Source organism: Neisseria sp. P0017.S009 (assembly GCF_051957375.1).
Taxonomy (GTDB): Bacteria; Pseudomonadota; Gammaproteobacteria; order Burkholderiales; family Neisseriaceae; genus Neisseria; species Neisseria perflava.
Genome location: NZ_JBQCWL010000009.1, coordinates 13,840 through 35,058, shown reverse-complemented (window position 1 = coordinate 35,058; position 21,219 = coordinate 13,840). Strand labels below are relative to the sequence as shown.

The window sequence follows — 21,219 nt, the reverse complement described above, 5'->3', positions numbered from 1 at the left end:
AGTTTTGATGATGCACTCTTTACGCGCTGCCGCGGTGCAAATGGTGTCGTCCACCAACCCCGAAACCAATATTGCCACGATGAAACGCCTTGTCCGCGAGGCGGCCGAACAAGGGGCGGATTGGGTGTTGCTGCCCGAATATTGGCCGCTGATGGGCAAAAACGATACGGACAAGCTGGCATTTGCCGAGCCTTTGGACGATGGACGCGTCGGCGAAACCTGCGACACCCGTTTTCAGACGGCCTTAAGCGAAACGGCAAGGGAATGCGGCGTGGTGTTGTTTGGCGGTACGGTTCCGCTGCAAAGCCCAGACGCGGGCAAGGTGATGAACACGATGCTGGTGTATGACCGCGACGGCAACCGAGTCGGGCTTTACCACAAAATGCACCTTTTCGGCTTTTCCGGTTTGGGCGAACGCTACGCCGAAGCCGATACGATACTGGCAGGCAGCGATGTGCCGAAATTGAGCGTGGACGATGTTCCGCTGGCGGCCGGCGTCTGCTACGATTTGCGCTTTCCTGAGTTTTTCCGCGCCCAGCAGCCGTTTGATGTTTTGCTGTTGCCGGCCGCGTTTACCTACACGACCGGCAAGGCGCATTGGGAATTGCTGCTGCGCGCCCGCGCAGTGGAAAACCAATGCTACGTCATCGCGTCGGCACAAGGTGGACTGCATGAAAGCGGCCGCCGCACATTCGGCCACAGTATGATTATCGACCCTTGGGGCGATGTGTTGGCGACGTTGTCGGAAGGCGAAGGCGTAATTTGTGCCGATTTGGATACCGCGCGACTGCAAAGCGTGCGCACGCGCCTGCCTGCCCTGAAACACCGATTACTTTAAACACGCACTATGTCCCAGTTCCAACCTACACGCATTCTCGGCATCGACCCCGGCAGTCGCGTAACCGGCTTCGGCGTTATTGATGTCCACGGCCGCGAACATCATTATGTTGCTTCCGGCTGTATCAAAACGCCGACCGGCGCGTCGCTTTCCGAACGCATCGCCGTGATTGTCCGCCATATCGATGAAATCATCCGCCACTATCAGCCGCATCAGGCAGCCATCGAACAAGTGTTCGTCAACGTCAACCCAGCCGCGACGTTAATGCTCGGTCAGGCGCGCGGTGCCGCGATTGCCGCTTTGGTCATGCACGATTTGCCCGTGTTTGAATACACCGCGCTTCAGGTCAAGCAGGCGGTGGTTGGCAAGGGTAAGGCCGCCAAAGAGCAGGTGCAGCATATGGTGGTCCAAATGCTTGCACTTTCAGGTACACCGCAAGCCGATGCCGCCGACGGACTCGCCGTCGCCCTCACCCACGCCCTGCGCAATCACGGATTGGCTTCGCAACTCAACCCCGACGGCTTGCAGGTCAAGCGCGGCCGTTTTCAATGGTAGGCCGACATTCAGGCCGTCTGAAATATGTTCCAGCCCGTTTTCAGACGGCCTTTCGGTTATAATAGCCCTTTGCCCACATACAGCGAGCCTTCATGAAAGCCGCCTTCCTTTTTCTCTATCTCATCCGCCTGCTGCCTTTTTGCGTGTTGCACAAGATTGCCGACGCGATCGGTATTCTCGCCTATTACGCAGTCAAACCACGCCGCAAAGTCGGCGAGGTAAACCTCAAAAAATGCTTTCCCGAGCTAAACGACAGCCAGCGCACTGCCCTGCTCAAACGCCATTTCCAACACATGGCGAAGCTGATGCTCGAATACGGCCTCTACTGGTACGCGCCTGCGGATAAGCTGCGCTCGTTGGTACGCTATCAAGACAAACACCATCTTGACGAAGCCCTCGCCGCCGGCGAAAAAGTCATCATCCTCTATCCGCACTTTACCGCATTTGAAATGGCGGTTTACACGCTCAATCAGGATGTGCCGCTGACCAGCATGTATTCGCACCAAAAAAACAAAGCCCTGGACGAGCAGATCCTGAAAGGCCGCCACCGCTACAACAATGTTTTCCTGATCGGCCGCACAGAAGGCCTGCGCGCCATCATCAAACACCTGCGCAAAAGCGATGCGCCCTTTCTTTATCTGCCCGACCAAGACTTCGGCCGCAACGATTCCATTTTCGTCAATTTCTTCGGCATTCAGACGGCCACGATTACCGGCCTCAGCCGTATCGCCGGCATGACCAAAGCCAAAATCATTCCCGCCATTCCCACGCGCGAAGCCGACAATACCGTAACCCTGCGCTTCTATCCGGCTTGGGACAATTTCCCGACCGAAGATGTCGAAGCCGATACCCAGCGCATGAACGACTTCATCGAAGAGCGGGTACGCGAGCATCCCGAACAATATTTCTGGCTGCATAAACGCTTCAAAACCCGTCCCGAAGGCGAAAGCAGCTTTTATTGACTACATTGAATTACAATTTGAATATGCAAAAAGCGACGAAATCCTTCTTTCGCCGCTTTTTCATTTTAATTGAATCAAACCGAAACTCATGTTTGGTTTTAAACAATCAAATAATATTCTGCTTTAAATGCTTTAAAAACAACTTTTTTCATCGTGATTGAAACTTTCAAACAACCCTATATTTTTTCTCAAATGAAAAACATCAGGCCAATACACTTTTTTCATTTACATATTAAATTTAATTTCTTTTAAAAACAATATATTAAAAAACAGTCCATCTGAAAAAATACATTTTAATCATTCAAAATATGAAATAAAATTAAATTAAAATTTAAAAAAACAAAATAAATATCTAAATTTAAAACAATTATGAAATATAATTGCAAAAATATGACAATACCTGAAATTTATACCGAAACTAGCCTTCAGAAAAAAATACTTGGCAAACTGTAAAAATTCGCGTAAATTTCACTACATCAAATTACAAAACGTTCAGACGGCCTCGCTGGTTTTAGATACTTTTGTAAGCAATTTTCTGATATTGCAAGAAATTGCGGTATTTTAGAGGATTTCGGTGCAATGCCCGAAATGAAAGTTTACCGATGCAGAGTTGAGCTGCATCTGTAAAGCCGCAGGTGAAAGCCTGTATTGTTTGTGAAGCGTAAATCTCTGATTTGAGGTATTGGGGCAATCCTGTGGGGGATTGCCTCTTTTTTTATCTGCGCCGTCATGCCACAATGACATCATCCCTTATCCAACCCGATCACGCCATGACTCCGATACTTGCCTTCGACATCGAAACCATTCCCGACGTAAACGGCATCCGCCAGCTTTACGATTTGCCTGCCGATTTGCCCGACAACGAAGTCGTCCTGTTTGCCCAGCAGCAACGCCGCACCAAAACCGGCAGCGACTTTATGCAACACCATCTGCACCAAGTCGTCGCCATCTCCTGCTGTATGCGCTGGGGTCAGGACAAAATCCGCGTCAGTACCATCGGCGATCCCGAAGACAGCGAAGAAGTCATGATTGCCAAATTCTTCGAGGTCATCGAAAACTATACGCCGCAACTCGTCAGCTGGAACGGCGGCGGTTTCGACCTGCCCGTCCTCCACTACCGCGCCCTGATACACGGCATCAGCGCCGCCCGTTATTGGGACATGGGCGACGGCGACTTTGGCGACAGCCGCGACTTTAAGTGGAACAACTACATCAGCCGCTACCACTCCCGCCATTGCGACCTGATGGATTTGCTCGCCCTCTACCAACCGCGTGCCAGCGTGCCTTTGGACGATATGGCCAAACTCTGCGGCTTCCCCGGCAAACTGGGCATGGACGGTAGCAAGGTCTGGGACGCTTATCATGCAGGCCGTCTGAAAGACATCCGCGATTATTGTGAAACCGATGCCGCCAATACCTACCTGATGTATATGCGCTTTCGCATGATGAGCGGCGCGCTCGATGCCGACGAATACGAAGTCGAAATCAAACGCATCAAACATTATCTGGCCGCACAAGCCGAAGAAAAACAACACTGGGCGGAGTTCGTCGCTGCTTGGCGTTAAATCAGGCCGTCTGAACAGCTAAACCAAAAAACCAAAAGGGCGTGATCGACACGCCCTTTTTTATATTTCGACAAACCATGCCCATTAAGCAGGCAAACGCCCCAGCGTTACCCTATCCAATCCAGCCAAATCCTGTTCGGTTGCCACTTCTGCAAAACCGTTCTCCAGCATAATGTTCCGCACTGCTTTGCCTTGGTCATAGCCGTGTTCAAACAGCAGCCAGCCGTTGGCTTTCAGGTATTTAGGGGCTTCTTGGGTAATGTGGCGGATATGGCTGAGGCCATCTGAAAAGTCGGTCAGCGCATTTTGCGGTTCAAACCTCAAATCACCTTGCGATAAATGTTCATCGCCATCCTCGATATACGGCGGATTGGAAACAATCACATCGTATCGGCCTTCAGACGGCTTGTCGGTATCAAACCACGAACCCTGCGCAAACTCCACTTTTGCGCCCAATTCGGCCGCATTTTGACGGGCAGTATCCAAAGCACCGACGCTGATGTCGGATGCACGAACATCGGCATCACCGCGTTCAAGCGCGATGGTTACGGCAATGGCGCCGCTTCCCGTCCCCAAGTCCCACACACGGCCTTGCGACGGCAAGCGTTTGAGCACGGCTTCCACCAAATGCTCAGTTTCATGGCGTGGAATCAGCACATGGGGATTGACGGTAAAGCGTCGTCCGTAGAACTCGCGCTCGCCCAACAGATAGGCCATCGGCTCGCCTTTCAGACGGCGTTGCGCCAAAGCCTCCAAGATTTGCAGGTCAGATTCCGCCAAATCGTCCGTACCGCGTGTAACCAACTGCGCACGCGTGTAACCCAGCGCATATTGCAACAACATCCGCGCTTCATTTTTGGGCAGTGCCGATTGGCGCAACCATTCATCAAGCGTCATTTCTCGTCCCATCTGCCAGCGTTGTGGCTTTTCTTTCCTTAATCTTTCCGGCAAACGTGCCGATGGTGGCAACCGCAAATGCGGCATACCACAAATAAAATCCCGCGCCGTAGCGCACAATATCCGATGTATTCCCTGCTTCATCGACGTGTACGGCTTTCACACTGAAAGCCACCAGCGCCAAGCCCCAAAGTGCCGTATGGACAGGCACAACCTTCTTCCGCAACACCAGCAACACAATGGCCGCCAACCAAACATAATTCGCATAGGCCGCACAATATCTGATATCCAAAGAAGCAAATATCGACCCCAAAATCAAAACGGTCAAACCCTTCATGCTTTCATGATTGCCCAAATAAAATGCAACATTGGACAAAGATGCTATCCACAGTGCAACCGACACCAGCAACATCACTATGGGAAAACTTGATTTCCGATTCTGTTCCTGCATGGTTTTATCCTAATGCAAAAGGCCGTCTGAAAACCTTTCAGACGGCCTGCCGTTTAAATTTCGCTACCGCCGACGGTCAGTCCGGCATCAATCCTCAGTGTCGGTTGTCCGACGCCGACAGGAACGCTCTGCCCTTCTTTGCCGCAGACACCGATGCCGCTGTCGAGCGCAGTGTCGTTGCCTATCATGGAAACGTGTTTCAGCACTTCGGGACCGTTGCCGATGATGGTCGCGCCTTTGACAGGATATTGCAGTTTGCCGCCTTCCACCCACCACGCTTCGGATGCGCTGAACACGAACTTGCCGCTGGTAATGTCCACTTGTCCGCCGCCAAAGTTGACGGCGTAAATGCCCTTGTCGATGGACGCGATGATTTCTTCCGGCTCATAGCCGCCGTTTTCCATAAAGGTATTGGTCATGCGCGGCATAGGAGCGGAAGCGTAACTTTCGCGGCGGCCGTTGCCGGTCGATTGCATACCCATCAGGCGGGCGTTGGTTTCGTCCTGCATATAGCCGACCAAAATACCGTCTTCAATCAATACAGTACGGCGGGTTTCGTTGCCTTCGTCGTCGATATTGAGCGAGCCGCGTCTGTCGGCAATATCGCCTTGATCCACAACGGTAACGCCTTTGGCAGCCACGCGCTCGCCGATTCGGCCGGAGAAAACGCTGGTTTCTTTACGGTTGAAATCGCCTTCCAAACCATGTCCAACCGCTTCGTGCAACAACACGCCCGGCCAGCCGTTGCCCAAAACAACGGTCATCTCGCCGGCAGGCGCAGGACGGGATTCAAGATTGGTCAGGGCTTGTTTGACGGCGGAATCGACAAACCGATGCACCAAGTTTTCATCGAAATACGCCAAATCATAACGCCCGCCACCGCCTGCGCTGCCCTGCTCGCGACGCTCGCCCTGCTTGGCAATGACGGTTACGTTCATGCGCACCATCGGACGGATATCGGCAGCGTGTTTGCCGTCCAGACGGGCGATGTACACCATGTCGTATTCGCAGGTCAAACCGGCCATCACTTGCACGATACGCGGATCGGCGGCTTTGGCCAGCGTTTCAACTTTGTTCAACAGCGCGACTTTGGCAGCAGAATCAAGACTGGCAATAGGGTCAATCGCCATATGGACAGGCTTGCCGTAGGCAGGTGTCGGCACTTTGACGCTGGCTTCGCCGCCAGCCGCACCAATCACGCGCACGGCTTTGGCAGAGCGGTTGATCGAATCGATACACAGGCTGTCGGCGTAGGCAAAAGCAGTCTTATCGCCCGAAACGGCACGCACGCCCACACCCTGATCGATTTGGAAGCTGCCCGATTTGACGATGCCTTCTTCCAAATGCCAACTTTCATAGGCAGTACGCTGGCAATAGATGTCGGCATAATCGACATGGTTGGCGCCGATAATACTCAGGCTTTGGGCGAGCAAATCGGGGGAAAGGTGGTTGGCTTCGAGCAAATCTCGCTGTACCGCGGCGTAGGTTTGTTGCATAATTTTTCAGACGGCCCGACGAGCAGGCAAAGTTAATTTGGCCTTGATTATACGGTATTTTATATGGCTTTGGATATGTTGATTGCTTGGATTTATGAGTGATTGAAACAAATCAAAAGGCCGTCTGAAATATAGGGTTGAAATGTTTGCCTTACCCTATTTCAACCGGCCTGTTCGTTTGACGTTCAGACGGCCTTTTCAATCACGGCAAAGCCAATGCCACAATTTAATTTCCATACAAAACAAAGCATTACAACAAAAACCATTATTTTTTCAATTTTGCTATTGATAATAGTTATTATTAGCGTATAATCAAAACCACTCGGAAGACGTCCTAATCCGAGCCATTAAACGACAGATTTTATCCCCCTCTTTCCCATTATCTCTTGATACTCGGAGTGCGCATATACGAAACATACCTGTTCCCCTTTATATCAGATACTCAAAACCGAAAAACATGAAACCCACTGCCGATACAGTGGGTTTCGTGTTTTTTGGCGTTCGGTTTATCAGGCTTGGCCGGCTGCTTATCAGGCCGTCTGAAACCGAATAGGCCTGATTATCGGCAGGTTTTCATGTTCAACTTGCCATAACGGCCGACAATGTTTCTGATGTCTTGGGCATCGCGCTCGTCGACCGCCATAAAGACCACGGTCATGCGTGCTACGCTCAAACCGGTATCGGGTGCGCTTCTGTCTTCCTGTTCGACAATGCGCGCACCGCCAAAACCTGCGCTGGACAAGCGTGAAATCAAAACTTGGGCGGAAGAGCGGCTGCGTGTTACGTCAATGCTGATTTCGCCGTTGTGAATACTGCCGCTAAAGCCGCGGCTGCCCAAGGCATCAAGCTGGGCGGAAGTGTCGCCGTCGGCAGGCAAGACCACGCGGAAGGTTTTGGAAGAAGTTTCGCCACCGGATGCGCCGTTACGTTTTTCGATACTGCGGCTGGCCGCATGAGGCCATTTGCCCAACAAGCCTTTGATGCGGTGGTAATCGTCTTCATCCATCACTACGGTGGCGCTGCTGGTACACAAGCGTTCCACGCCGGCCGCGTCCATCTCTTCTTCGGCTGCGCGACGCTCTTGCGCTTCTTTCTCGCGGCGCATTTTTTCTTTTTTCTCTTTCAACTGCTGCGCTTCTTGCTTTTTACGCAAGGCTTCTGCTTCTTCGGATTCAGGTTCTGCCATAATCAGGCCGTCTGATTCATCCGCCACCCAATCGGGTTGCGATGCCTGCTGAGGCTCGGCTTTGGGCGCGTCCAAAGAAGACGGGCGCAATAATTCGTGCGTGCCGCCTTCCAAGGCAGATTCGGGTTTCGCGGTTTTATGTTGTGTCCGATAGGCAACCATGCTGCCAAAAACAATGATGTTGAGTGCGACCAAGACCGCAAACAGCCATTTCATGATGCGTTTTCCTTTTTATTGTCCGTTGCGATGGGCAATCCAATGCAAGAGCCCGTGAATCACGAGATTATCGACGATTTTCACTTGATTGTCATGAACGAATGACTCCGGCAGCGCCTGCACGACTCTGGCCGCGCCGCCGCCCGTGATAATAATATCGACCGGTTTGCCTTCGCCCGTTTTGTCTTTCAGACGGCCATGCATCATCATCAACGCGCCGCAAACGGCATCCATCATGCCGCTGGCAATGGCGTTCGGCGTTGTGGTTGGGAACGGATATACCTTGCCGATGGGGCGGTTGAGGTTGGCGGTCTTGAGCGCCATCGCCTCTTTCATCAAGTGGAAACCGGGCATGATGGTGCCGCCGAGATAATGATTGTCTTCCGTCAGCGCGTCGGTGGTTACGGCGGTGCCGCAGCTGACGACGACGCAGGCATTTTGCGTAAAGCGACGGCTGCCCAGCGCATTAAACCAACGGTCGGAGCCATGTTCTTCAGGACGGCGGTAATGGTTGCGGATACCCAAAGCCTGCGGCATGGAAGACAGCCATTCGACCGGACGGGTTAATTGTTCTTCCACCATCGCTTTTTTTACCGAACCGCACACGGCGCAACCGACAATCTTCACATCATCATCGGCAAATTGCAGCCATTCTTCGCCCAGCTGGGTCAAATCACGATACGGCGCGCGGCCGACTTCGGAAAATGTGCCGTTCTCTACCCACGCCCATTTCAACTGACTGTTGCCGCCGTCCAGCAGCAAAAAGCGTTCCGGCTTAGTCGCGGCAGGTTGCGCCGGACGATTATCCGGACGCAAGCTGATCTCGCCGCTGACAATGGTTTTCTCGCCATTGTCGGTCAACAAACGCAACGCGCCTTGCGCATCCACGCCTTTGACTACGCCTTCATGAACAATGCGCCCTTCTTGAAGCAGCAAGACCGGCCTGCCTGTGTCGCGGTTGGCGGCATCGTATTCGCCGACACATGACGCGAATCCGTTTTGCGCGTATTCGTTCAACAGCGCATCGAGTTGCGCCAATACCGCATTCAATAAGGTTTTGACGCTTACGCCCTGCTTAGAGGCCGTCTGAAACAATGCCTGTATGGAAGTGGCGTTTTCAACTTCTTTCGGCAATACAAAATTGATACCGATGCCGATGACGGCGACAGTCCTATTCTCTACCCGCGCCGTTTCAATCAAAATACCGGCCAATTTATCGTTGGCCACGACCAAATCGTTCGGCCACTTGATATTTACGTCCAAACCGATATCGGCAAGCGCGCGTCGGCAAGCCAATGCCGCCACCAACGCCAGCGAACCCAGCTCATACTGCGGCTTGTCAAACGCCCAGCCCAAGCTGAACATCAGACATTCACCCTGTCGGTTGACCCAGCTTCGCCCTTGCCGTCCGCGTCCTTTGGTTTGGAAATGCGCCACGCACAAGGCCTTATGCGCCAAATCTGCCGACTGGCGCGCCAATGCCATGATTTCATCATTGCTGGACGAACATTCGTGTTTCAACTGCGCACGAAAACCCTGTTTTCCGGCCATTTGTTGCAGAGATTCTTCGGCAAACACAGCCAAAGGGCGCACCAAACGCCATTGCCCGTCGTGCTGGCGCAGCAAACCGCGGATATGGCCCGGCATCTGCTGCCAGAATCCGTTTAATTGTTGCGGCTTCATACCGACCACGCGCGCCAACTGAGAAACGTGTTGCGGCAGGCCGTCTGAAAGTGCGGCGAGCAAGGCCCAATGGCGGCTGTTCAAATCCGTCATTCGCCTCCTCCGGCTTCGCGAATTTTCGCCAACGTTTTGGTGGTCGAAGTCTGGTGTAAAAACGGAATCGAAAATACTTTGCCGCCACGCGCAAACGTCTCAGCCGCACCGACAATCTTATCCACAGGCCAGTCGCCGCCTTTAATCAATACATCAGGTTTGACCATTTCAATCAACGCAGCCGGCGTATCGTCATCAAACCATGTGACCAAATCCACGCTCGCCAATGCCGCTGCCACTGCCGCGCGGTTTTCCAAAGGATTAATCGGACGATCGTCCCCTTTGCCCTGACGGCGCACCGAAGCATCGGTATTCAATGCCAACACCAAAGCCGCACCGGCCGATCGCGCCTGCGCCAGATACGTTACATGGCCCCTATGGAGAATATCGAAACAGCCGTTGGTAAACACCAGCGGACGGGGCAATGCCGCCAAACGCTCCGCCAGCTTTTCGGGCGGACAGATTTTGGATTCAAATTCTGGAGCTGGCCATTCGGACATGATGCGGTTCCTTTGGGAATGAAACAGAAAATAATCGGGGTATTATAAAGGATAACGGCGAAACGCCATAAAAAGATACCGAACGGTACAATATTCGGGCTTGACTGCGTATTCATTGATATTTGATAACACAGCAAATGCTATTTTTGCCGATGCCATGATGAAACGGTTTGATAAATACTTTTTTGAAACCCAATTAAATCTGAAGTAAAATTCGGGTATAAATGGAAAAAAGCCTGCATACAATATGCAGGCTTTCATCTGGGGTGGCTGATGGGGCTCGAACCCACGACAACTGGAATCACAATCCAGGGCTCTACCAACTGAGCTACAGCCACCGTAAAAATTGGCACGCCCGACAGGAATCGAACCTGTAACCCCCGACTTAGAAGGTCGGTGCTCTATCCGGTTGAGCTACGGGCGCTCATGCCGATTCGTGCTAAGAATTTTGTGGTCGGGGCGGTGGGATTCGAACTCACGACCCTCTGCTCCCAAAGCAGATGCGCTAACCGGGCTGCGCTACGCCCCGACTGAAGACCTGAACTATACAGACCCTTTTTAACCCGGTCAACATCTACTTTGCTTTATTTTTTCATTTTTTGATTATCTTATTATTTTTAATCGTTATTTATTTTTATGTTTCACAATCAGGGCTACTCTTTTGTGTCAGGCCGTCTGAAAAATGCGATAATTTAAACGCAATATTTATCCCTATTGAGGAGGAAAAATCATGGCTGCACAACTTATAGACGGAAAAAAAATCTCCCAGCAACGCATCGAGGCGGTCGCACAGGCGGTAAAAGCGCGTCAGGAAAAAGGTTTGCACACGCCTTGCTTGGCGGTGGTATTGGTTGGCGACGACCCTGCTAGCGCGGTTTATGTACGCAATAAAAAACTGGCCTGCCAAAAAAGCGGCATCGAATCGCGCTCTTATGAGCTGCCGTCTGAAACCACGCAAGACGATTTGCTGAAACTGGTGGACGAATTGAACGGCGACCCTGCCGTCGACGGTATTTTGGTGCAACTGCCGCTGCCGGCACACATCGACAGCCAAGCGGTTTTGGAGCGTATCGAGCCGCATAAAGATGTGGACGGCTTCCACCCTTACAACGTCGGCCGCCTGGTCGTCAAAATGCCGCTGATGCGCCCTTGCACACCCAAAGGTGTGATGACTTTGTTGGAAGCCTACGGCATCGACCCGAAAGGCAAAAAAGCGGTCGTCGTCGGCGCGTCCAATATTGTCGGCCGCCCACAGGCGTTGGAATTGCTGCTGTCCCGCGCGACGGTAACCATTTGCCACAGCGCCACGCAAAACCTTGCCGATGAAGTTGCCGCCGCAGATATTTTGGTGGTCGGCGTAGGCATTCCGAATTTCGTTAAAGGCGAATGGGTCAAACCCGGCGCAGTCGTTATCGATGTGGGCATCAACCGCTTGGACGACGGCAGCCTGTGCGGCGACGTGGAGTTTGATGTCGCTAAAGAACGCGCATCCATGATTACGCCTGTTCCCGGCGGCGTCGGCCCGATGACGATTGCCACTTTGTTGGAAAACACGGTACACGCGGCCTCATTACACGACTAATCACTGTCATTAAGTTAGGCCGTCTGAACATGATTTTTCAGACGGCCTGACCTGTTTTTTTGCTTTTTACCTTATTGGCTTCACATGTCCTTACTCTCTTCCCACGCCGACAACCCGACTTTCCGCAACGCTTCCTATATCCTGATGGGCTTGGCCTTGCTGATTGTCTTGCACTACCATTTTCTGCCGCTGCTGCTGTCGGTTATCCTGACCTATATCTTTATTACGCGCACCAACGGCGTCATCCTCAAACTCCGCCGCCGTGTTTTACCGCGCAACACGCGGCTGCATAAGTCGCTCAATGCGCACAATATCAACCTAATTTCCACCACGCTGACGCTGGCCATCGTATTCAGCATCATTGCGATGATGTCTTTGGGCATTTACCACCTGATACATGGCGGCCACGTCGGCTTTATGCTGGCCAAGCTGGCGGCGATTTTGGAAGACACCAAAAACAGCCAAGACCTGCCTGCTGCCATTCTCAATATGCTGCCCAACAATATGGCCGAAATCAAAGCCTCGGCAATCAAGCTGATTGAAGAATACCGCGCCGCGCTGACCCGTATCAGTAAAAACAGCATCACGTCCTTCGTGTACATCCTCATCGGCATCATCATCGGCGCCATGCTCAGTTTCCACCGCCTGGAAATGCGCAAAAACCGCCATAAAATGCCGCTGTTTAAAGCCGAATTGATGCGGCGCATCGTCAATTTTGAAACCAGCTTTGAGCGCGTGTTCCTCGCCCAAGTCAAAATCTCGCTGATCGACACCTTCCTGACCGGCCTGTACCTTTACTTGGTTTTGCCGCTGTTCGGCGTTGACCTGCCGTTTAAAATGACCGTCCTGATCATCGCCTTTATCGTCGGCCTGATTCCGGTGGCAGGCAACCTGATTTCCAACACCATCATTATTATTTTGAGCCTCGGCGCATCGCTTTACGTCGCACTCGCATCGCTGGTTTTCCTCGTTGTCATCCACAAGCTCGAATATTTCCTCAACGCCAAAATCATCGGCTCGGAAATCGAATCCAGCGCATGGGAATTGCTGGTGGCGATGGTCGTCTTTGAACGCATTTTCGGCATCGGCGGCATCATCGTCGCGCCGGTTTATTACGCGTATCTGAAAAACGAATTGAAACTGCGAAAATTGATTTAATCAGTTGCGTTTATACACATCAAAGGCCGTCTGAAAACGACAATCGGGTTTTCAGACGGCCTTTGCTTTACCTTTTCTTACACTTTACGGCATAATGGCAGCCACGCATTTCTAGAAGAAAGATAAACAATGTCAACCAAAACCCCATCCCTATTCGGCGGAGCGATGATTATCGCCGGTACGGTTATCGGCGCAGGCATGCTTGCCAACCCGACCGCCACCTCTGGCGTATGGTTTACCGGCTCGCTGGCCGTGTTGCTGTACACCTGGTTTTCCATGCTCTCCAGCGGCCTGATGATTTTGGAAGTCAACACCCATTATCCGCACGGCGCCAGCTTCGACACTATGGTTAAAGACCTGCTCGGCCCGGCTTGGAACGTCATCAACGGCGTTGCCGTCGCTTTCGTTTTATACCTGCTCACCTACGCCTACATCTTCGTCGGCGGCGACCTGACCGCCAAAGGCATCGGCAGCGCGGTAGGCGGCGAAATTTCGCTCACCATCGGCCAACTCGTCTTTTTCGGCATTCTCGCCTTTTGCGTTTGGGCATCCGCACGCTTGGTTGACCGCTTCACCAGCATCCTCATCGGCGGCATGGTATTGACCTTTATTTGGGCAACCGGCGGCCTGATTGCCGATGCCAAAATGCCTGTCCTGTTTGACACCCAAGCCCCTGCCGGCACCAGCTACTGGATTTATGTCGCTACCGCCCTGCCCGTTTGCCTTGCCTCATTCGGTTTCCACGGTAACGTCTCCAGCCTGCTCAAATACTTTAAAGGCGACGCGCCCAAAGTGGCCAAATCCCTATGGGTAGGAACGCTGATTGCGCTTGTGATTTACATCCTCTGGCAAATCGCCATCCAAGGCAACCTGCCGCGTAACGAGTTCGCACCGGTTATCGCCGCAGAAGGACAAGTTTCCGTCCTGATCGAAACGCTGTCCAAGTTCGCCCAAACCGGCAATATGGACAAAGTGTTGACCCTGTTCTCCTACATGGCGATCGCAACCTCCTTCCTCGGCGTAACGCTCGGCCTGTTCGACTACATTGCCGACATCTTCAAATGGAACGACAGCATCTCCGGCCGCACCAAAACCGCCGCACTGACCTTCCTGCCGCCTTTGATTTCCTGCCTGCTCTTCCCTACCGGCTTCGTTACCGCCATCGGCTACGTCGGCCTGGCCGCCACCATCTGGACCGGCATCATCCCCGCCATGCTGCTCTACCGCTCGCGCCATAAATTCGGTGCCGGCAAAAACTACAAAGTTTACGGCGGATTCTGGCTGATGGTTTGGGTCTTCCTCTTCGGCATCATCAACATTGCCGCCCAAATATTGAGCCAAATGGAGCTTGTTCCCGTATTTAAAGGTTAAATTCCCTTAAGGCCGTCTGAAACACCCTCTTTCAGACGGCCTAATTCATTATTTTCCGCTACAATATCCCCTTTCCCCCCAACGAACACCGTCCATGTACGACAATATCCGTTTCCATCTCGACGAAGACTATCCCGACCAGCTCCCGCCCGAAAACGCCGCCACCCACATCGGCATGTACTGGCAGTGGGCGGCGCAGGCAGGCCTCGTCAACCCCGTCTGGCAAACCGCCCCCGAAACCGCAGCCGACTTCGCCGCCATGACCTCGGGCAAAATCAGCGGACGGCACTTCCTGCTCAAACACATGGACGGCGCATTGACAGCGGACGACTTTACCGAACTCGGCCAACGGTTTACCGAGTTCTACTACACCGACGAAGAAGACGGCTACGGCGCATTTATGGAAGACTACGTCCTCGCCCTCGACACGCCCTCGCTCGGCGGCTTCTACCACGTCAAAAACACCCCGGAAACCTTCGCCAAACTGACACCCGTTTTTCAGACGGCCTTTGAAAAATGGAAAAGCAGTTTGAAAGCAGAAAAATAAGAGCCCAAACCATGAAACTCATCATCCTCGACCGCGACGGCGTCATCAACCAAGACCGCGACGATTTCGTCAAATCCGTTGACGAATGGATTCCCATCGAAGGCAGCATGGATGCCATCGCCTTCTTAACGCAGGCAGGCTACACCATCGCCGTGGCCACCAACCAATCCGGTATCGGCCGCAAATACTTTACCGTGCAAGACCTGACCGAAATGCACGCAAAAATGCACCGCCTTGCCGTTCAAGCAGGCGGCACCATCGACGGCATTTGGTTTTGCCCGCACACTGCCGCCGACAACTGCGAATGCCGCAAACCCAAGCCCGGCATGATTATCGACATCATCGAACGCTTCAAGGCCAATGCCGCCGAAACCTGGCTGGTCGGAGACAGCCTGCGCGACCTGCAAGCCATTGATGCCGCAGGCGGCAAATCCGCGCTCGTCCTGACCGGCAAAGGCAAAAAAACGCTGGCCAAACACGAGCAAGACCTGCCCGAACACACCCAAGTCTTCGACAACCTGCTGGCTTTTTCGCAATACATCATGCGTGAAAACACACAAATCGAAGAAGCCGCGCAAGCTATCCTATAAACGACAAGGCCGTCTGAAACCAGCCGACAACGGCGTTCAGACGGCCTTCAAACGACAGACTTTTCCCCGATATGCTGATTATCCGCAACCTGATTTACTGGTTCATCCTTTCCTCTAGCATTATTTTACTGTTCCCCTTTATGCTGCTTGCCCTGCCCTTCCAAGGCGGTGCACACAAAATGGCGCAAGTTTGGGTGCGCATCCTCAACTGGTCACTCAAGCACATCATCGGTTTGAACTACACCTTAAGCGGCGCGGAAAACATTCCCGACCACCCTGCCATTATTTGCGCCAAACACCAAAGCGGCTGGGAAACCCTCGCCCTGCAAGAGATTTTTCCGCCGCAAGTCTATGTTGCCAAACGCGAACTCTTCAAAATCCCTTTCTTCGGCTGGGGCTTGAAGCTGGTCAAAACCATCGGCATCGACCGCAGCAACAGCCGCGAAGCCAACAAACAACTCTTAGAACAAGGCCTTGCGCGTAAAAACGAAGGCTATTGGATTACCATTTTCCCCGAAGGCACACGCCTGCCGCCCGGCGAAAAAGGCCGCTATAAGCTCGGCGGCGCGCGCATGGCAAAAATGTTTGAGATGGACATCGTCCCCGTCGCGCTCAACAGCGGCGAGTTTTGGCCGCGCAATTCCTTCCTCAAATACCCCGGCACGGTCAGCGTCATCATCGGCAAACCCATTGCCCACAACAACGGCAATGAAGCCGAACTCATGGCTCAATGCGAGCAATGGATCGAAAGCCAACAGCCCCTGATTACCGGACAAGGCCCGTTCGCGCCCAAAACCAAATAAATCATTCCATCGGGTGGGCCGCTATACCCGCCCTTTCCATGCCGTCCAATATTTTTCTCAACATCATGCCCCACCTCCATACCCATACCCTTTCAGACGGCCTCACCATTCATATCCAGCTCAAACGCAGTGCCAAGAAAAACCTCATCTTGCGCCCCGTTTCCGCCGATACCGTCAGCATCAATATCCCTCCGTTTGTTACCCAGCACACCTTTACCCAATGGCTGAACGACAACGAAGCCCTCCTGCGCCGCACACTAAACAAAACACCGGCCCGACAAACACCCACCGACACGCTTCCCGAATGGATTTGGTATCAAGGCGTTCAGACGGCCTTGTCCGTCCACACGGCAAACCACATCCAAATCAGGCCGTCTGAAATCCTGTTACCCGAAAAAGAAACCGCCGCCCAACTCACCCATTTGCGCCGCTTCCTGCACGAGCGTGCGCGCGAGTATCTGCTGCCGCGCCTCGAAGGCCATATCCGAACCACCCGCCTAACCCCGAGTGCCATTTCCCTTTCCAACGCCAAAACCTTCTGGGGCGTTTGCCGCCACACTACCGGCATCCGCCTCAACTGGCGGCTTATCGGTGCGCCCGAATATGTCGCCGACTACGTCTGCCTGCACGAACTCGCCCACCTGCGCCATCCCGACCACAGCCCTGCATTTTGGGCACTGACCCACTCGCTCACACCACATGTCGACCAAGCCAAACAATGGCTGAAGGCGCACGGCGGCGAATTATTCCACCTCGGCTAAGTCTTTCCAGCAGCATTTTTCTGCAAGCAAACACCAGCCCAAAGCAAAGAATCAACGTCCTCCAAACAAATCATGTAGCCGCGCGTAAAATCAGGTTTATCCGCTTGCCGCCCCCTCAGGCATGCCGATAAGATGATGTCGTTCTCAAAACCCTTTTCAGAAAGGAAAACCGATGACCAAAGCAAAATCGTTACTGGCCACCGGCATTTTGGCTCTTTTCTCCGCCACGGCATTCGCCTCCCCGCTGCCTTCCGAAATTTACCGTCCGGATGGCGCGCACACCATCAAAGCCGATCATCAAGGCAATGGCGAATTTGAATACGAAGCCGAACTTTCCGGCCAACGTAATTCCATTCCTTCCTTGGCCAAAAAAGTGATCGCCCACGCGCGCAGCAAAGGTTTCCATGTGGTTGAGTCTGAAATCAAACACGACGATGCCGATCTGAAATTCAAACGCGGCAAACAAGAGCTGGACGTTTCCATCGAAGACAAAGGCCAAGGCCGTATCGAATACAAAGCCGATTTAGACTTGGACAAAAACTAAATCCGACTCGCAAACAAAGGCCGTCTGAAATCCCATCGGGTTTCAGACGGCCTTTTGTCGTCTTTATCGGATAAAATGGCAATCGGTTTGCAAAATTTCCGACTCAAAACACTGTACAATCTGCCCACTTATACCGATAACATTCCAAACATTGCCATGAAAAAACGTCTGCTCCTCCTCACCATCCTTCCCCTTTCCCTTCACGCCGCCGATGTACCACCTGATGTGAAACCCGAGCTTCAAGTCAACACAGCCGAACCCCAGCAACCCGAAGCGCACGACATCCCTGCCGAGCAGACAAACAGGCCGTCTGAAAAAATCATCAACGTCGATGCCGACATCCTGCTTGCCAACACCGAATTGCTGGCACGCGCCATGTATTCCGCCGTCGTCGCCCACAACATCCCCGGCATCAAAGCCATTTTGCCCATTTACGAACAATGGCCCGAACACGACCGCGCCATGGCGCGCTATACCAAAGGTTTGCTTGCCCAATCCGAAGGGCGCGCCGCCGAAGCTGTCGGCCATTACCGCCGCTTTATCGCCGAGCAGCCCGACGCCTCCGCCGTCCGCTGGCAGCTTGCAACCGCCTTGTTTGAAGACAAACAAAACGAAGCCGCAGCCGATCAGTTCGACAAACTGCAAACCGAATCCCTCCCACCCGCCTTGCAAGAACGCCTCGAAACCTACCGCAAAGCCCTGCGCGAACGCGACTCATGGCAATTCAACGCCGGCTTGAACATCACACGCGAACAAAACATCAACCAAGCTCCCGGCCAACGCCGTCTGGGCAATTACCTGAGCGACGAACAATGCCGCGCCGTGCGCCTTGTCTATCCCGACGACGACTGCTTCCGTGGTTGGACATTCCCCGAACCCATCGATGCCACCGCCGTCCACTACCAAATCGGTGCAGAAAAAAAATGGTCGTTGCCACGCGGCTTCTATGCCACGGCAGGCGCAGACCATTACGGCAAAATCTATCCCAAACACACCAACTACAACGACCTCACCACACGCTTCTCGGCAGGCATCGGCTATGCTGACCAACGCAGCGATATCGGCATTACCCCGTTCCACGAACGCCGCTTCTACGGCAACGACCCCTACACCTACACCAACGGCGCACGCCTCCACTACAACCATTGGTGGCAACCCAAGCTGCAAACCCTCAGCGCATTTGAAGCAGGCCGTCTGAAAAACAGCCGCCGCGAACATTCCGACGATACCAGCCAACTGCTCAGCAATTCCATCGTCTACTACCGCAACGCGCGCCAATACTGGGTAGCCGGTATCGACCTCTACCGTGAACGCAACCGCGACGACAAAAGCGACAGCTTCAACCGCTACGCCCTGCGCACCACATGGGGACAAGAATGGCTCAAAGGCCTCTCCACCGTCCTACGCCTCAGCGCCGCCCAACGCCGTTACCAAGCCCCCGCCTTCTTCAGCAACGAACAAAACCGCCGCGACAAAGAAGCCTCCGCCTCCCTGAGCGTATGGCACCGCGCCCTCCATTTCAAAGGCATCACCCCGCACCTGACCATTGCCCACAACAAAACATGGAGCAACGACAAGTTCTACGAATACGGCAAAACCAAAATGTTTGTCGAATTGAGCAAAACGTTCTGACAAGTAGAATCAATCTGTAGATAAAGCAAAAATGCCTGTCCTGCATATTGATTTACAAGACAGATTCAACTTTTACAGATACCGGATAAATAGATTTTTTAAGGCATAATGTCTTATTAAATTCATATTTATCAAATAGATGAAGTTTAAGCCCATATTACTTTACGACGTAACGTACAACACTACATAACGCTACAAAGAAATCAGGCCGTCTGAAACCCGACTTGGCGTTTCAGACGGCCTGAGTATTCGTTATCATATCCGCTTACCTCTTCAGAAAGTATGATGATGAACGCCCTAAACAAAACCCTCTTATCCGTTTCTGTCGCGCTGGGATTGAGCGCCTGCGCTTCCGTCAAAACCGCAGACACCTACGACCTAGACTTCTCCAAACAAAAATACACCGAACAAAGCATCGAAGTGAACGGTCAAGCCATCAAATTCCGCGCTTACGAAGGCGTGGTTTACGTCCGCAATCCTGTCGATACCCGTTACGAAATCATCAATATTTATGTACCCGAAGCCTATTACAACGGCGGCGAGATAGACGGTTTCAATGCCGAAACCGCACCGATTTTCCTGCCCAACCAAATCGGCGGATATATGCCTGCCGAACCGGGCAAACCCGCTTTAGAAGGCAAACGCGGCGAGCCTGAAGACGGCCAAAAATCGCCTAACGCCGCCCTGGTTGCCCTCTCCAAAGGCTACGTCGTCGCATCTCCTGGCGCACGCGGCCGGACAGAACCCACCGGCAAAGCACCTGCCGCCATCGTTGATTTGAAAGCCGCCGTCCGCTATCTGAAAGCCAACGACAAAGTTATGCCCGGCGATGCCGAAAAAATCATTTCCAACGGCACAAGCGCAGGCGGCGCGATGTCCGCCCTCTTAGGCGCAACAGCCGACCAAAAAGATTACGAAAACCACCTCAAAGCCTTAGGCGCGGCAGACGGCAGCGACAAAGTTTTCGCCGTATCCGCCTACTGCCCGATTACCGATTTAGACCATGCCGACATGGCTTACGAATGGCAGTTCAACGGTATCAACGACTACAAAAAAATGAACATTTCCATGCTCGACTACCGCGTCAAACGCGAGCTGGTCGCAGGCACACTGACCGATGACGAGAAAAAACTGTCCGACCTCCTCAAACCCCTATACCCTGCATACCTCAACAGCCTGAACCTGAAATCCCCCGAAGGCAAACCCCTGACGTTGGATGCCCAAGGCAACGGCAGCTTTAAAAACCATATTGCCGGTTTAATTGCCAAATCCGCACAAGCCCAGCTTGATGCAGGCAAAAACCTGAGCGACCGCACTTGGCTGACCGTCCGCAAAGGCAAAATCGTCTCCGTCGATTTCGATGCCTACGCCAAAGCCGCCGGCCGCCAAAAAACACCGCCGGCCTTTGACGGCGTAGATTTAAGCACAGGCGAAAACCAACTCTTCGGCACCAATACCGTCGACAAACGCCACTTCACCGCGTTCTCCATGCAACACAACACCGCCTCCAACGCCGAAATCGCGGACGAAGAAACCATCAAAATCATGAACCCGCTCAACTACATCGGCAAACCGGGCGCGAACCTGCCACAAAACTGGCGCATCCGCGTCGGCACCAACGACCGCGATACCTCGTTGGCAGTCTCCGCCATATTAGCCGCCAAGCTGCAAAACAACGGCTACACCGTCGATTACGCCCTGCCTTGGGATGTCGGACACGGCGGCGATTATGACTTGGACGAACTGTTTGCCTGGATGAAACAGGTCAGCAGCTCTACAAAATAATCAA

Annotated in this window: 20 protein-coding genes and 3 tRNA genes; 14 read left to right on the top strand and 9 right to left on the bottom strand. The window is 53.0% G+C overall.

The genetic code is table 11. The annotated features are described in order from the left end of the window. Positions 1 to 7 precede the first annotated feature (7 nt). The 4 genes from ACTHTG_RS10425 (at position 8) to ACTHTG_RS10410 (ending at position 3,920) form a co-directional block, all read left to right on the top strand. Positions 8 to 838 (top strand): carbon-nitrogen hydrolase family protein, encoded by an 831-nt coding sequence (locus tag ACTHTG_RS10425; protein WP_004520969.1) that lies wholly within the window; start codon positions 8 to 10, stop codon positions 836 to 838. 9 nt (positions 839 to 847) lie between these two features. Further along, entirely contained in the window at positions 848 to 1,393 is a 546-nt protein-coding gene (gene ruvC, locus ACTHTG_RS10420) for a crossover junction endodeoxyribonuclease RuvC (RefSeq protein WP_003684216.1), read from the top strand. Between the two features lie 77 nt (positions 1,394 to 1,470). After that, a complete protein-coding gene (locus ACTHTG_RS10415) occupies positions 1,471 to 2,355 on the top strand; it encodes a lipid A biosynthesis lauroyl acyltransferase (protein ID WP_224783391.1) in 885 nt (294 codons plus the stop codon). 770 nt (positions 2,356 to 3,125) lie between these two features. Next, complete coding sequence (locus ACTHTG_RS10410) at positions 3,126 to 3,920, top strand: 3'-5' exonuclease (RefSeq protein ID WP_039862538.1); 795 nt, start codon at positions 3,126 to 3,128, stop codon at positions 3,918 to 3,920. A gap of 84 nt (positions 3,921 to 4,004) precedes the next feature. Here the strand turns inward: ACTHTG_RS10410 and prmC are convergent, their stop codons facing one another. From prmC to ACTHTG_RS10365, 9 genes are all read right to left on the bottom strand, one after another. Next, complete coding sequence (gene prmC, locus ACTHTG_RS10405) at positions 4,005 to 4,817, bottom strand: peptide chain release factor N(5)-glutamine methyltransferase (RefSeq protein ID WP_004520961.1); 813 nt, start codon at positions 4,815 to 4,817, stop codon at positions 4,005 to 4,007. Beyond that, positions 4,807 to 5,268, bottom strand: coding sequence for a hypothetical protein (locus ACTHTG_RS10400; protein ID WP_004520960.1), 462 nt, complete (start codon positions 5,266 to 5,268; stop codon positions 4,807 to 4,809). The genes prmC and ACTHTG_RS10400 overlap by 11 nt, the downstream gene beginning before the upstream one ends. Before the next feature lie 53 nt (positions 5,269 to 5,321). Continuing rightward, complete coding sequence (gene tldD, locus ACTHTG_RS10395; RefSeq protein WP_004520959.1) at positions 5,322 to 6,764, bottom strand: metalloprotease TldD; 1,443 nt, start codon at positions 6,762 to 6,764, stop codon at positions 5,322 to 5,324. Between the two features lie 559 nt (positions 6,765 to 7,323). Then, the gene (locus ACTHTG_RS10390) at positions 7,324 to 8,166 is read right to left on the bottom strand and encodes a hypothetical protein (RefSeq protein ID WP_004520957.1); all 843 of its coding nucleotides are present in this window, start codon (positions 8,164 to 8,166) and stop codon (positions 7,324 to 7,326) included. A 15-nt stretch (positions 8,167 to 8,181) separates the two neighbouring features. Further along, positions 8,182 to 9,942, bottom strand: coding sequence for a bifunctional biotin--[acetyl-CoA-carboxylase] ligase/type III pantothenate kinase (locus ACTHTG_RS10385; RefSeq protein WP_004520956.1), 1,761 nt, complete (start codon positions 9,940 to 9,942; stop codon positions 8,182 to 8,184). Continuing rightward, a complete protein-coding gene (locus ACTHTG_RS10380) occupies positions 9,939 to 10,442 on the bottom strand; it encodes an adenylyltransferase/cytidyltransferase family protein (protein WP_004520955.1) in 504 nt (167 codons plus the stop codon). Before ACTHTG_RS10380 ends, ACTHTG_RS10385 begins: the two co-directional genes overlap by 4 nt. A 262-nt stretch (positions 10,443 to 10,704) precedes the next feature. Then, positions 10,705 to 10,780: transfer RNA gene (locus ACTHTG_RS10375), tRNA-His, on the bottom strand. Positions 10,781 to 10,789: 9 nt separating this feature from the next. After that, a tRNA-Arg gene (locus tag ACTHTG_RS10370) sits at positions 10,790 to 10,866 on the bottom strand. A gap of 27 nt (positions 10,867 to 10,893) precedes the next feature. After that, a tRNA-Pro gene (locus ACTHTG_RS10365) sits at positions 10,894 to 10,971 on the bottom strand. Between the two features lie 201 nt (positions 10,972 to 11,172). Here ACTHTG_RS10365 and folD point away from each other — a divergent pair. From folD to ACTHTG_RS10315, 10 genes are all read left to right on the top strand, one after another. Further along, positions 11,173 to 12,024, top strand: coding sequence for a bifunctional methylenetetrahydrofolate dehydrogenase/methenyltetrahydrofolate cyclohydrolase FolD (gene folD, locus ACTHTG_RS10360; protein ID WP_049336906.1), 852 nt, complete (start codon positions 11,173 to 11,175; stop codon positions 12,022 to 12,024). An 84-nt stretch (positions 12,025 to 12,108) separates the two neighbouring features. Then, positions 12,109 to 13,182, top strand: a complete 1,074-nt coding sequence (locus ACTHTG_RS10355) for an AI-2E family transporter (protein ID WP_039862536.1) — start codon at positions 12,109 to 12,111, stop codon at positions 13,180 to 13,182. Positions 13,183 to 13,311: 129 nt separating this feature from the next. Continuing rightward, positions 13,312 to 14,553, top strand: coding sequence for an aromatic amino acid transporter (locus tag ACTHTG_RS10350; protein WP_004520950.1), 1,242 nt, complete (start codon positions 13,312 to 13,314; stop codon positions 14,551 to 14,553). 94 nt (positions 14,554 to 14,647) lie between these two features. Next, the gene (locus ACTHTG_RS10345; RefSeq protein WP_049336905.1) at positions 14,648 to 15,100 is read left to right on the top strand and encodes a DUF7832 domain-containing protein; all 453 of its coding nucleotides are present in this window, start codon (positions 14,648 to 14,650) and stop codon (positions 15,098 to 15,100) included. A gap of 11 nt (positions 15,101 to 15,111) precedes the next feature. Then, on the top strand, positions 15,112 to 15,690 hold the full coding sequence (gene gmhB / locus ACTHTG_RS10340; protein WP_039862535.1) for a D-glycero-beta-D-manno-heptose 1,7-bisphosphate 7-phosphatase: 579 nt from the start codon (positions 15,112 to 15,114) through the stop codon (positions 15,688 to 15,690). 71 nt (positions 15,691 to 15,761) lie between these two features. Next, positions 15,762 to 16,493: a lysophospholipid acyltransferase family protein gene (locus ACTHTG_RS10335; RefSeq protein WP_004520947.1), complete on the top strand. Its 732-nt coding sequence runs from the start codon at positions 15,762 to 15,764 to the stop codon at positions 16,491 to 16,493. A gap of 38 nt (positions 16,494 to 16,531) precedes the next feature. Further along, a complete protein-coding gene (locus ACTHTG_RS10330; protein ID WP_440360673.1) occupies positions 16,532 to 17,254 on the top strand; it encodes a M48 family metallopeptidase in 723 nt (240 codons plus the stop codon). Positions 17,255 to 17,426: 172 nt separating this feature from the next. Beyond that, positions 17,427 to 17,798 (top strand): hypothetical protein, encoded by a 372-nt coding sequence (locus ACTHTG_RS10325; RefSeq protein WP_049329501.1) that lies wholly within the window; start codon positions 17,427 to 17,429, stop codon positions 17,796 to 17,798. Positions 17,799 to 17,954: 156 nt separating this feature from the next. Beyond that, on the top strand, positions 17,955 to 19,430 hold the full coding sequence (locus ACTHTG_RS10320) for a surface lipoprotein assembly modifier (protein WP_440360688.1): 1,476 nt from the start codon (positions 17,955 to 17,957) through the stop codon (positions 19,428 to 19,430). 288 nt (positions 19,431 to 19,718) lie between these two features. After that, the gene (locus ACTHTG_RS10315) at positions 19,719 to 21,215 is read left to right on the top strand and encodes a subtype B tannase (RefSeq protein WP_440360687.1); all 1,497 of its coding nucleotides are present in this window, start codon (positions 19,719 to 19,721) and stop codon (positions 21,213 to 21,215) included. Positions 21,216 to 21,219 lie beyond the last annotated feature (4 nt).

Coding starts and splice junctions, on each gene's coding strand:
- ACTHTG_RS10325 (WP_049329501.1), top strand. CDS start 17,427: ATGACCAAAGCAAAATCGTTACTGGCCACCGGCATTTTGGCTCTTTTC.
- ACTHTG_RS10425 (WP_004520969.1), top strand. CDS start 8: ATGATGCACTCTTTACGCGCTGCCGCGGTGCAAATGGTGTCGTCCACC.
- ACTHTG_RS10400 (WP_004520960.1), bottom strand. CDS start 5,268: ATGCAGGAACAGAATCGGAAATCAAGTTTTCCCATAGTGATGTTGCTG.
- ACTHTG_RS10350 (WP_004520950.1), top strand. CDS start 13,312: ATGTCAACCAAAACCCCATCCCTATTCGGCGGAGCGATGATTATCGCC.
- ACTHTG_RS10330 (WP_440360673.1), top strand. CDS start 16,532: ATGCCGTCCAATATTTTTCTCAACATCATGCCCCACCTCCATACCCAT.
- ACTHTG_RS10345 (WP_049336905.1), top strand. CDS start 14,648: ATGTACGACAATATCCGTTTCCATCTCGACGAAGACTATCCCGACCAG.
- ACTHTG_RS10320 (WP_440360688.1), top strand. CDS start 17,955: ATGAAAAAACGTCTGCTCCTCCTCACCATCCTTCCCCTTTCCCTTCAC.
- ruvC (WP_003684216.1), top strand. CDS start 848: ATGTCCCAGTTCCAACCTACACGCATTCTCGGCATCGACCCCGGCAGT.
- folD (WP_049336906.1), top strand. CDS start 11,173: ATGGCTGCACAACTTATAGACGGAAAAAAAATCTCCCAGCAACGCATC.
- prmC (WP_004520961.1), bottom strand. CDS start 4,817: ATGACGCTTGATGAATGGTTGCGCCAATCGGCACTGCCCAAAAATGAA.
- gmhB (WP_039862535.1), top strand. CDS start 15,112: ATGAAACTCATCATCCTCGACCGCGACGGCGTCATCAACCAAGACCGC.
- ACTHTG_RS10390 (WP_004520957.1), bottom strand. CDS start 8,166: ATGAAATGGCTGTTTGCGGTCTTGGTCGCACTCAACATCATTGTTTTT.
- ACTHTG_RS10380 (WP_004520955.1), bottom strand. CDS start 10,442: ATGTCCGAATGGCCAGCTCCAGAATTTGAATCCAAAATCTGTCCGCCC.
- ACTHTG_RS10355 (WP_039862536.1), top strand. CDS start 12,109: ATGTCCTTACTCTCTTCCCACGCCGACAACCCGACTTTCCGCAACGCT.
- ACTHTG_RS10315 (WP_440360687.1), top strand. CDS start 19,719: ATGAACGCCCTAAACAAAACCCTCTTATCCGTTTCTGTCGCGCTGGGA.
- ACTHTG_RS10335 (WP_004520947.1), top strand. CDS start 15,762: ATGCTGATTATCCGCAACCTGATTTACTGGTTCATCCTTTCCTCTAGC.
- ACTHTG_RS10410 (WP_039862538.1), top strand. CDS start 3,126: ATGACTCCGATACTTGCCTTCGACATCGAAACCATTCCCGACGTAAAC.
- tldD (WP_004520959.1), bottom strand. CDS start 6,764: ATGCAACAAACCTACGCCGCGGTACAGCGAGATTTGCTCGAAGCCAAC.
- ACTHTG_RS10385 (WP_004520956.1), bottom strand. CDS start 9,942: ATGACGGATTTGAACAGCCGCCATTGGGCCTTGCTCGCCGCACTTTCA.